Annotated in this window: 11 protein-coding genes and 1 pseudogene; 6 read left to right on the plus strand and 6 right to left on the minus strand. The window is 60.9% G+C overall.

Annotation, left to right across the window (positions count from 1 at the left end; translation table 11 throughout):
* The 3 genes and pseudogenes from RSO01_RS44420 to RSO01_RS44430 form a co-directional block, all read left to right on the plus strand.
* Window positions 1-414: pseudogene (locus RSO01_RS44420) on the plus strand (non-homologous end joining protein Ku); the annotation flags it as partial.
* A complete protein-coding gene (locus tag RSO01_RS44425) occupies window positions 414-680 on the plus strand; it encodes a hypothetical protein (RefSeq protein ID WP_147157048.1) in 267 nt (88 codons plus the stop codon). The pseudogene RSO01_RS44420 and the gene RSO01_RS44425, both read left to right, overlap by 1 nt.
* A gap of 572 nt (window positions 681-1,252) precedes the next feature.
* Window positions 1,253-1,597 (plus strand): hypothetical protein, encoded by a 345-nt coding sequence (locus tag RSO01_RS44430; protein WP_147157049.1) that lies wholly within the window; start codon window positions 1,253-1,255, stop codon window positions 1,595-1,597.
* Window positions 1,598-1,699: 102 nt separating this feature from the next.
* On the opposite strand, the gene RSO01_RS44435 is transcribed toward RSO01_RS44430, so the two are convergent.
* Window positions 1,700-2,707, minus strand: a complete 1,008-nt coding sequence (locus RSO01_RS44435; RefSeq protein ID WP_246159233.1) for a tripartite tricarboxylate transporter substrate-binding protein — start codon at window positions 2,705-2,707, stop codon at window positions 1,700-1,702.
* A gap of 79 nt (window positions 2,708-2,786) precedes the next feature.
* Here RSO01_RS44435 and RSO01_RS44440 point away from each other — a divergent pair, with 79 nt between their 5' ends.
* Both RSO01_RS44440 and RSO01_RS44445 read left to right on the plus strand, forming a co-directional pair.
* Window positions 2,787-3,749, plus strand: a complete 963-nt coding sequence (locus RSO01_RS44440) for a LysR family transcriptional regulator (RefSeq protein ID WP_147157051.1) — start codon at window positions 2,787-2,789, stop codon at window positions 3,747-3,749.
* Window positions 3,750-4,290: 541 nt separating this feature from the next.
* Window positions 4,291-5,304 carry a C39 family peptidase gene (locus tag RSO01_RS44445; protein WP_147157052.1) on the plus strand — a complete coding sequence of 338 codons (1,014 nt, stop codon included), beginning with the start codon at window positions 4,291-4,293 and terminating at the stop codon, window positions 5,302-5,304.
* 62 nt (window positions 5,305-5,366) lie between these two features.
* On the opposite strand, the gene RSO01_RS44450 is transcribed toward RSO01_RS44445, so the two are convergent.
* From RSO01_RS44450 to RSO01_RS44470, 5 genes are all read right to left on the minus strand, one after another.
* Window positions 5,367-6,152 carry a hypothetical protein gene (locus RSO01_RS44450; protein WP_147157053.1) on the minus strand — a complete coding sequence of 262 codons (786 nt, stop codon included), beginning with the start codon at window positions 6,150-6,152 and terminating at the stop codon, window positions 5,367-5,369.
* Between the two features lie 14 nt (window positions 6,153-6,166).
* A complete protein-coding gene (locus tag RSO01_RS44455) occupies window positions 6,167-6,409 on the minus strand; it encodes a hypothetical protein (protein WP_170303839.1) in 243 nt (80 codons plus the stop codon).
* Between the two features lie 24 nt (window positions 6,410-6,433).
* Window positions 6,434-7,081, minus strand: coding sequence for a DUF1028 domain-containing protein (locus tag RSO01_RS44460; protein ID WP_147157055.1), 648 nt, complete (start codon window positions 7,079-7,081; stop codon window positions 6,434-6,436).
* A gap of 152 nt (window positions 7,082-7,233) precedes the next feature.
* A complete protein-coding gene (locus tag RSO01_RS44465) occupies window positions 7,234-7,575 on the minus strand; it encodes a phosphoadenosine phosphosulfate reductase domain-containing protein (protein ID WP_373868002.1) in 342 nt (113 codons plus the stop codon).
* A gap of 270 nt (window positions 7,576-7,845) precedes the next feature.
* Entirely contained in the window at window positions 7,846-8,343 is a 498-nt protein-coding gene (locus RSO01_RS44470; protein ID WP_147157057.1) for a hypothetical protein, read from the minus strand.
* 316 nt (window positions 8,344-8,659) lie between these two features.
* On the opposite strand from RSO01_RS44470, the gene RSO01_RS44475 reads away from it, so the two are divergent.
* Complete coding sequence (locus tag RSO01_RS44475; RefSeq protein ID WP_147157058.1) at window positions 8,660-9,283, plus strand: hypothetical protein; 624 nt, start codon at window positions 8,660-8,662, stop codon at window positions 9,281-9,283.
* The last annotated feature ends 369 nt before the right edge of the window (window positions 9,284-9,652 follow it).

Genomic DNA, 9,652 nt, shown 5'->3' on the forward strand with positions numbered 1-9,652 from the left:
GAAAGAATCTGTGCTCTTGAGCCACGCGACGACGAAATCCTGATGACGACGCTGCGCACGCACGAAGAGGTCCGGGACCTGAGCGAGATCGGTCCTGTGGACCTTCCAAAAGCAGATCCACGCATGCTTGAAATTGCGGAAAAGATTATTGAGCAGCAAAGCGGCCACTTCGACCCAACCCGTTTTGTCGACCGCTACGAGGAAGCGTTGCGCGAGGTTATCGAGCGCAAAATGAAGGGGCGCCCCATCAAGGTCGCTCCGGCCGAAGCCGGCGAAACGAACGTGGTCAATCTCATGGACGCCCTGAAGCGCAGCTTGGGCGATGCCGGAAAGGCTCCCTTACAAAAGCGGCCAAGAGCGGCAAACAAAGCCTCACCCAAGCCGGCCTCGGGCCGTCGCAAAAAGGTTGCGTGATGGGAATCCAGCTCCGTCTACCGCACCTCTACCGCTGGGTCAGGACAATGCGTGACCCTGCTTTGCAGCTCGCGGAATTGCGCGCTGACGTAAGCGACGCCAAGGCCGAGATCCGACAGGTATTGGACAAGCTGGCCCAGAAGCACGCGATCCGGCCCAAAGACGTCGAATACGCCATGGACTACGCAGACGACATGCTCAGCGACACCGTTTACAGCGTAGAGACCGCCCTCGAACGAGAGATGGAAGAGCGAGATCCGGTATAAGCGATCCTGCAAAGCGAACAATCCCCCGTAGCGTATCCGCCCGAGTTGAAATGCACACGATTTGGCCGAACGGAAAGATAAGGAAGGAAGAGCTGACTCAGCGATTGGACCGAGTCGAAAGGCTGTTGCAAAAACACAGGGAGGCGGCGACGCCCCTTCGCTATCGGTGCGCCAACCACTTAGCCGACGCTCTTGGATGCCTGACCAAATGTCTTCTAGACGCGGCTGATCAAGCACTCGATGCGGCCGAGAACTCGGCAGCGGAGACCACGCCCGAGCCTGCAAAACGGCCTAAGACGTTCACTCTCCTGGACCTAGAAGCGATTGTACGTCATCAGCGCGCATCGTTACCGGCCGGCAACGGACATCCGAAGGATGGATGGCCGCAATAGGACCGCTGAGTCACACAAACATAGGCCTCGCGTCGATCTAGCCGCCAGCCGCGCCCTGTCTCAGCAACCGCTTGAGGCCTACAGCGTAGCTGAGTTACCGACCATCGAAAGGGCCGCCCGTTTTACCTTTCGGCGCCACGGTCGTTGCTCAGCCCCGATAACCCAGCACTTGGAGGCACCATGGAAACGATTGAAATCACGGTCCGCGTCAACAAGGTGAACGCGGAAAAGGTTAAAGAGGTCGGAGCAGCCCACAACGGCACTCTCGAAGACGACAAAACGGCGCATGCGCTCGCAGAGACAGAGAAGCCCGCCGTACCGCTCGCAGAGAAGGTCATCGACCATGAAATACTGAGCTTCGCGTTTGAAACAGAAGAGAACGCTGCGGCCTTCGTTGATGCCGCTTCAGAGGCTATCGGCGTCGCTCCTGGTATCTTCAAAGGAACGATGTCCGCGCGGCGCAATGGCCAGAAGTTCGACTTGCCCGTCCCAGATAAGGATCAAGCCGGAATCAAGCAGGGATAATACCTTGGGCAGAGCCGCAAAGACCTTCTCGCGGATGGACGACGCCACTTACCGGAGGATGGAGAGGCTACTCAAAAGCGGCGACTGACTTGCGACGCGCAGTCAATCGGTCGGCACGAATCCGGTCGCCTGCACGATCGTCTTCCAACGATCAGACTCGGATGCGATCAGGCGGGCAAAGTCTCCCTTGGAGATGGCGTCGATCTCGACCGACAATTTCGCCATACCGGATTTGACTTCGTCGGCACGCAGAGCCTCCTGGATGCCGCCGTCTAGACTTTCGACGATATCGGTGGGCGTCTTGGCCGGAAGAAAAAAGCCGAACCATGTAACGTCCTGGAGCTCCGGATAGCCAGCTTCGGCCATCGTCGGCACATCGGCAAGAAACAAGCTTCGGTGCGGGCCGGTGGTCGCCAGGGCACGAAGCGCCCCGGCCTCGACAAGTCCCAGGGTGCTTCCGATCGGCAGGATGGCCGATGCGATAGTGCCCTTTTGGACGTCGTGAGCGGCCGCCCTGCCCTGGTACGGCACGTGGACGAACTCGAAGCCCGCCATGCGGCCCAGCATAGCGCCGATGAAATGCAGTGAGGTTCCAACGCCAGCCGTCCCGTATGTGGCGTCCCTCGGATTGGCCCGGCACCATGCAACGAAGTCACCAAGGGTCCTGACGTCGCCCGGCACCTTCGGGCCAACCGTTAGCACATTCGCGGATGAGGCGACGGTCGACACTGGAATGAAGTCCTGCGGTTGGTAGCTCAGCGTCTTGTAGACATGTGGAAACAGCGTGATGAAACCGAGCGGCGCAAACAGAATGACCGATCCATCGACGCTGGCGTACTTCACGGCCTCCACCGCCACGCGGCCACTCGCACCCGGCCGAGTCTCGACCACCATCGACGATGCGTACTCCCTCATCTGGCCGGCGACGAGCCTCGCCGCGGCATCGGGCAGCCCCGGCATGTAGCCCGTTAGGATACGCGCGACCTTCACGCGTGGTTGTGCCAGGCCCTGCGGCACAAAGCCGGCGGCGGCAATGGCGGCGCTGCCGGCTGATACTGCCATCCAGTATCGACGCGTCATCATGGGCTGACTCGAGGTGGCGACTGACATTTCCGAACAATGCTCAAGATGGACATAACCGTCCAATGCTATCCTAGTAGATTGACATAACCATTTTGATAGGTTGGGCATGCAGTCTATCGACCAGGCACGACGCCGCCTCAAACTGCGAGATCTACAAATTCTGCTCGTCGTCGCGCGACGGGGAAGTATGGCCAAGGCCGCCGCCGATCTCGCGATCTCCCAACCTGCTGTATCTAGGGCAATTGCGGACATGGAACGGACGCTCGGCGTCCGGCTTCTCGACCGCGGCCGCCACGGCATAGAGCCCACCCACTTTGGCAGCGCGCTGCTCAAGCGCGGCACGACGATCTTCGACGAGCTGACACAGGGTCTTCAGGAACTCGAGTTCCTTGCCAATCCGACCGTCGGGCAGCTTCGCATCGGCAGTTCGGAAAGCATGGCGGCCGGTCTGCTTCCGGCCGTGATCGACCGCTTCACGCGGCGACATCCGGGAATTCGCCTGGATGTCGCGCAGACTGTACTTGGCACGTTCGACTATCGCGAACTGCGCGAACGGAAGATCGATTTGTTGCTGGGATGGACGCCGGCAAACTTCTCCGCGGAAGACCTGGTGGTGGAGCCCCTCCTCAGCGACCCGCGGGTCGTGGTCGCGGGAAAGCAAAGCAAATGGGTGCGGTTTTCCAGGTTGGATTTGGCCGATCTTGCAGACGAGCTCTGGATCCTGCCGCCGCCCGACACTTTCCCGGGCGCCGCTGTCGCCGAATTGTTTCGTGCGGGCGGATTGGACATGCCCTGCACCCCGCTTACGACACTGTCGATTCACCTCTGTTGCCGGCTGGCCGCTACCGGACGGTTCATCACTTTGCTGCCAGGCTCGATCGTGCAGTTCGGCGGCCGTGATCTCTATCTGAAGACGCTTCCGATCAAACTGCCGCGAACGTCGATGGTTTCCACGGCCATCGTGACTCTGAGGGACCGCACGCTGAGTCCCGCAGCCACGATCTTCATCGAATGCGTGCGCGAAGTCTCGAGAAGCATTGTGGCGCGCAGCCGCGCGCGGCCCAAGTGAAACTCACCTCCGAAGGTGAAGGCGGTGAGTTAGTGGCAAATCTCTCGCCCGCGGCTAGAAACGACTTACGCTAGTGGGCCCTTTGCGAAAGTGGCAAACCGCCGCTGGCCTTCGGCCGTCGCGGTCGAATGGCAAGGCCCGCCTGAGTCAAAATCTGACTCACAGGCGCGTTTTGTCGGCCCGGCGAGTCCTGGGATCCAGCCAGAGGCCAAAAACGCTGTACGACTCAAAAATCCGGCCCTAGCCGCGATTCTGCAGCTGATCAGGCCCCTCTCACGACTGGTACGGCGTGTGTCGAAATGAAGGCGCACCGCCGCGTTGCTGGTGGACCGCCTTTCCCACCAAGGGTGGCGCCGAGTGTGCTTTTAATCACATTCGGCACGTCTCGCGGTGCGCACAGTTTCGACCCACTGGGGGCAAGAACGGAGACCGCGGATTTGCGTGTGGGCGACTCCTAGTCTGCGTCAGCACTGCCCCTGCTACAGGGCAACGACTTGCCATCAAGCAGGGACGGCCCGAGCGACGACGCAAGGAGACCGGCATGAGTCAGTTTCAGTTGCTCGATGGGACGAGACTTTGGGCTGAGGGATTCGACAATGAGAAGATCGCGATCCACATTGGCAAGGAGATCGTACTCGAGCAGTGGGGTTCGACGGGTGCCGACGGCAAAACCGCTGACATCCAGCTGGACAAGCAAGGAGCCGTCGAGGTTAGGATTGTCGATCGGCCCAGCACCGACAAGCCGTTCACTATCAGCAAGCGACGCTTCGCCGTAAAAGCGGTGGGCGAAGGCGCAGCCACAATCAGTGGGAAGGGCGAGGACAAAGCCATCAGCAGTCCCCTCAAGGTGCTGGCGGGGGAGTTCAGGTATCACAAGGGGATGGTGAAGGATCTTTTAGCCGATGTCGGCCGCGGTTCCGATCCATCCCTGCTTTACCAGCTCCAACGCTTGCTTCACAGCAATACCAACAACCTTTTCAACCAGCTCAACGATGCGAATGTCGCAAAAATGCAGTCGTCGCTCGCCTGCGGGAAGGTGGCCAAGGCCAGCGGCGAAGTCTTGATTGGAAAGGTAATCAGTCACAGTTTTGAAAAAGACTCCTCGTACCACAAGCCCATAAGTAAGATTACGAGCCGCGACGACATAGAGTATGATTCCAATGTAATGTTTAAGGCGAGGCAGGCCATCTCCAAGCATGTGAAGGGTGGGCATCCTGTCATGGTCGGCTGTGCCACCGATCCCAATTCCAGGATGTTGAAGGACGGGCATCTGCAGGCGACCCGAATGGGCGGTCACACGGTGCTAATCGTCGGCTGCAATGAAGCAGCCACGGAATTTCTGTACGTTGATCCTTACCCTGGCGGATCTACTTTGGTGTACCAAGGCGGTGTCGCTGCTGACTCGTACCCAGGAAAATGCTTCTTCCTAGGGCTGTTCAAGGTCGATTCTTGGGAAGATGTTCTCGGACGCGGCCCAGTGCTGTCGTACAAAAACAATGACGGGGAATGGAGCGGCTCCAAATATCTCGAAGTGATCTCGGGGCCGAAGTTCTAAGACATCGCCACCGGCTGATGCGATCGGCCTCACGGCGTTGGCCCCAGCCGCAGGTAGACCACTCACGAGATCGGATACACGATGCATCCCTGGATGGTAGCGGTGCTCCATGCCGAGTTGATCGACGGGCCAGAGGATGTGTTGATGATCTGGAAGGTGGCTGTATTCTTGACCGCTCGGAACGTGTAGCCCGTCGAGACGGTGTTCGCGCCCACGGGCGAGTCGATCACAGCATAGTTCTGGTTCGGCACGGTGACCGGCAAGCCGCTGATAATAACGTTCGCTCCGTTGGAGGTGCTCGGGAACGTCAGCGTGAAGTAGGCGAACACCATGTTTCCGATGACTTGATAGAATGCGGAAACGCTGGTGAACGTGAGTCCCGCCCCGCTGCCGTCGGCCGGGGTCCATGTGTTCGCCCCCCTCAGGTCCAGCACACGATAGGTGCAGCTGCTGCTGTGGTAGGCGACGCGAGAGATTGCATTGGCCGGGAGCGCTCCCGCAGGGGCCGCCGCCCAGCCAACGGTAGGAGTGTAAGTGTAGAGCGGAGTCGCTCCGAGACTGTTCACATTGAGAGTCGCGGCTGCTCCGTTGGTCGCGTTGAACTGCACCAAGTGGGTCATCCCGTCGACCAGGGCGCCGGGCGCGACGCCATAGGTGAGCGTGTAGGCCGTGCTGGTGCCGGCCGTGGTTTTCGGGATCGACCAGTTGAACCATCTCTTGATGGCGCCCATGGTCGCGCGCGCCCAATTGTTCACGCCTGAAGGTGCGCAGCCTTCGGGCAAACCGTCCGGTGACGGGGTGCTGTTGCTGTTGTCATCTTCTTGCCAATTACTTGCGCCGATGTCCATTTGGGCGGCCTCCTCTAGATCTCGGGGAAAAGATGCGGGCGTATGCTCGCAAGGATCTCGAAATAGCGAGCCGGGTCGGCGGTGCACATCGCCTCGATCAACGGCGCAATCTCTCGGCGGAAATGTGCCTGCAGAGCAGCGGCGTCGGACGTGGTGATCTCGGCGCCGTCCCATACAGGCGACGACGGCGGCAACGGCTGGACGGCAAGCGGGCCGTAGCGGTCGAGTTCTTTCACGGTGTGCGGCTTGATGTTCATAGACGCCATGATATTCCTTCCTCTTTAGCTGACCGCGCCGACAGCGCGCGCGGTCGCGCGTTCATTCATCTGGCGGTGCATCATCCCGCCGCGCATCGGTGTAGAGGCTGCCGCTATCATGTGGGCCAATGCGCGAGCCGGCTCGCCCTGATCGTCCACCGCGAACATATGGCCATCGATCACAAGACAGGCCGAGCGCGTGCCTCGCGCATCGCCTCCGGCAGCCTCGGCCGCCTCGAGCGCGTGCAAGAGCCGCGAAAGCAATGGCGCATTGGGTGTGCTGGCTACGTCGGTCATCGCGCGCAATACATCGACGCTCGCCAACGTGTTCCCGGCAGCGGCGAAGTCATCTCCCATGATGTCACGCGCTGTCGGCCCGCAACTCTCGCCCGTAAAGCCTGCGAAACGGCCATCACTGCCCAGCACCAGCAATTGCCGAACGTCGCCCGAAGGATCTGGCGGCACGAGCGTTCGCACGATGGACTCGGCACTGGCACCGCCGCTGAGCATCATCGCGCCATAGGGCCGCCAGAACGGATTTGGCTGGCCCTGTACGCAAAGGGCGCCGCGGCCCGGCATGACGACAGGCACCTGTCGCGCTCCCCCAGGAACGGCAGTAGCGACACCAACGCCAATTCGGTCGCCCTCTCGGATGATAAGCGAGTAGGTCATGCGGACCGCCGCGCCATTGAAAGCCGCTGGAGTTCCGTATGCAGTCGATCGACCGCGGGCGCGATGTCCTCGGCGTGCGCTCGCAAATGCGCCCTGTAGTCTGCGGCAAGGCCGGGAGGATACCGCCCCAGATAGTCGCCCCTGCCTTCATCCTAGCTCGCCGGGCAGCGGGCACATTCGGGACTGTGCATCTGCCGAGCGCCGCCGCGCGCGTAGTGCGCCGAGACAGGGAGCCCGTGTGCCTTGATATAGGCCCACACGTCCGTGTCCGACCAGACCGACAGCGGTTGCCAGATTTCCATGCCCTGCCGCTCGGAACCGTCAGGCGCCAACGGATGCGCCGTGTCTTCGTCACGCTGGCCCATGATGGACAGGGTAATACCGTCCGCCCTTTGCCGATCGGCCCATGGCTGCCAACGGTTGGCATTGCAACACTCGGCCATGGTGACGACGTTGCGCCTGCCGCCATCCTTCATCCGGCCCAGCGGCGTCATGCTCGCCGGCACGAGGTCGCTAGGCGTCGCATTCTCGCGGATCCAGCTCGGCGCGTCCGTCTCGATGCGGACAACGTGCGGGATCGTTTCCGCTACTTGGGCGACGTGCTCTGAAACTTCCGGCAGGAGGTCTCCAGGGTCGCCGTGATAGACCGTGATGCCCTCGAGGAACGGGCGAAACTAGCAAGACGTCGCTTCCCTTGCCGCCGCTATACATGAGCCCAACGCGGTTGTGCCGCAGAAGACGTGAGTAATCTGGAAGCGTGGCCGTCACAGCAAACCGCCCGGAGGGATATACTGGTTAATCAAGCGAAGCAGGTTTTCGGAACCGCCCGGCACGTCCGCGCTTGGCTTCCACTGCGGCTGATGAGGCATGCCGGGACGCGCAATGTTGTCGATCACCTGCACGATCGGGTCCGCCTGACCCATATCGCCCGGTATCCCTTTGGCGCCGAGAAGGCGCGCCCCGCCCGCTATCAAATCCACGGGCATACCCATCAAAGCGGACAGCGCTTCACGATTGGGCGCCATGCTGTTCGCGTAGACCCCTAGCCTTTCGGGCGTCATCCACCCCATCGGGGTGGGGATCTTGAAGCCCTGATCAGACGGCGGGGCGATGCTGAAGCCAAGCGTGGCATTCGCGTCGCTCGACCCCATCCAGAATGGCGACGATGCGATCGGCCGAGGCTTTCTCGGACCAGGGGCGTCGATGTCGTAATTCAGCGGCGGCATAGTCGGCGCACATTGGGATTTGCTCGGCAGCGACATGCTGCGAGCCCACCTGTGCGGCCGGTTGGATGCGAAGCGCCCGTTACTGCCCGGCGACGGCGATGCCTCTGCGGAAGGCCAAGTCGCGCGCGAGTCGCGACTGAGCGTGCACTATAGGATGCTGATTACTTCGTCGCTACAGAATCTGTAGCTCTAATCGATAGGAGTCGGCAAGAATGGCGCGCTCCTGTACGCCAGCAACCGCCCACACAACTAGGACAGCGCCCCCTGCCCCTCTACTGAATTCAAGAGGCAATCTGGCCGTGTAACCCCATTGCCTGCTATGGTTGTAGTCGCTGATGAGAAGGGAGGGTGAGTGGAAACGATATCCCAGTGGATCGCGGCGCTTCAGAAGCAGGACTACTTCATCGTCGGTGCCGCCGTCCTCGCAGTGTTAGCTGCCCTCGCTGGGTTAGTAAGGAATGTGGCTACGCTTCGCGAGTTCTCGGTCGCGATCTGGCATCGCTTTTGGCCGCCTTCACCGCTACCACCTAAAGAGGCCGCCGAAGCGGTCCTAAGCTTGCGCAAAATGGGCGGCTACAAGGAGGCGATGCTAGAAAGTCTGCAGAATTATATGCGGTCGAAGGATGAGGCAGGTAGAGCTGGAGCATGGAAGGCTTCTCAAAAAGCCATGCGAAGCACCGCGAATGCCCTGCTGAAAGCGAAGTCTGCCCTAATCGACTACAAGGCTGCCCTGGGGCAGGACGCGGCTCCATCGAGCAAACAATTGCTCAGTCTGATGGAGAAACGTCACGCGCTTCTTTTGCAGAGCCTTGAGCCACCCCTGCCGCCGCCCAGCGATGCTGACGTGAGCACTCTTTTCAGCGATCATATGGCGCTGGTAGGCACCATCAGCAGCGCGCTGGACAAGTTCGCCACGGAAGTCGGACAGAGAACACCGGACGCAGGCGGCTTGCAAAAACCAAAGGTCGGGCCATAGCACGCCTCCCCCACCCGTCTTGGCCACGATGCTTGTGTCCCGATGGCTCATTGCTCCGGATGCTCACCGAGGGGCGAGCCGCCGGGCGCCAGACCGTGATCCGCGCGGCTTTCCAGTTCTCGGCCTGCAGTCGCGCCCACAAATTCACTGTCCCTCTCTTCGTTCACTGGGACGCCGTTGCAGTGCCGAGATCAGGCGCGCATTCTCGGCCGTCAATCCGTGATTCTCCGCCTCCAGTATGGCGACTTTGGCCTGGAGCCGTCGCCGGTCGGCTCTCAGCCGCGAAACCTCGGCCAAGGGGACTTGTTTGTCGCTCATTGCAGGCCATCCATTGGTCCCGCGCTGGGCTTGTCGTCGTACTCAGGCCAG

This window comes from Reyranella soli (assembly GCF_007992495.1).
In the GTDB taxonomy this organism is placed as follows: Bacteria; Pseudomonadota; Alphaproteobacteria; order Reyranellales; family Reyranellaceae; genus Reyranella; species Reyranella soli.

Bases quoted from the DNA above. Each gene is read 5' to 3' on its own strand.
- RSO01_RS44425 (WP_147157048.1), top strand. From the start codon at position 414: ATGGGAATCCAGCTCCGTCTACCGCACCTCTACCGCTGGGTCAGGACA.
- RSO01_RS44430 (WP_147157049.1), top strand. From the start codon at position 1,253: ATGGAAACGATTGAAATCACGGTCCGCGTCAACAAGGTGAACGCGGAA.
- RSO01_RS44435 (WP_246159233.1), bottom strand. From the start codon at position 2,707: ATGTCAGTCGCCACCTCGAGTCAGCCCATGATGACGCGTCGATACTGG.
- RSO01_RS44440 (WP_147157051.1), top strand. From the start codon at position 2,787: ATGCAGTCTATCGACCAGGCACGACGCCGCCTCAAACTGCGAGATCTA.
- RSO01_RS44445 (WP_147157052.1), top strand. From the start codon at position 4,291: ATGAGTCAGTTTCAGTTGCTCGATGGGACGAGACTTTGGGCTGAGGGA.
- RSO01_RS44450 (WP_147157053.1), bottom strand. From the start codon at position 6,152: ATGGACATCGGCGCAAGTAATTGGCAAGAAGATGACAACAGCAACAGC.
- RSO01_RS44455 (WP_170303839.1), bottom strand. From the start codon at position 6,409: ATGAACATCAAGCCGCACACCGTGAAAGAACTCGACCGCTACGGCCCG.
- RSO01_RS44460 (WP_147157055.1), bottom strand. From the start codon at position 7,081: ATGACCTACTCGCTTATCATCCGAGAGGGCGACCGAATTGGCGTTGGT.
- RSO01_RS44465 (WP_373868002.1), bottom strand. From the start codon at position 7,575: ATGACGCCGCTGGGCCGGATGAAGGATGGCGGCAGGCGCAACGTCGTC.
- RSO01_RS44470 (WP_147157057.1), bottom strand. From the start codon at position 8,343: ATGTCGCTGCCGAGCAAATCCCAATGTGCGCCGACTATGCCGCCGCTG.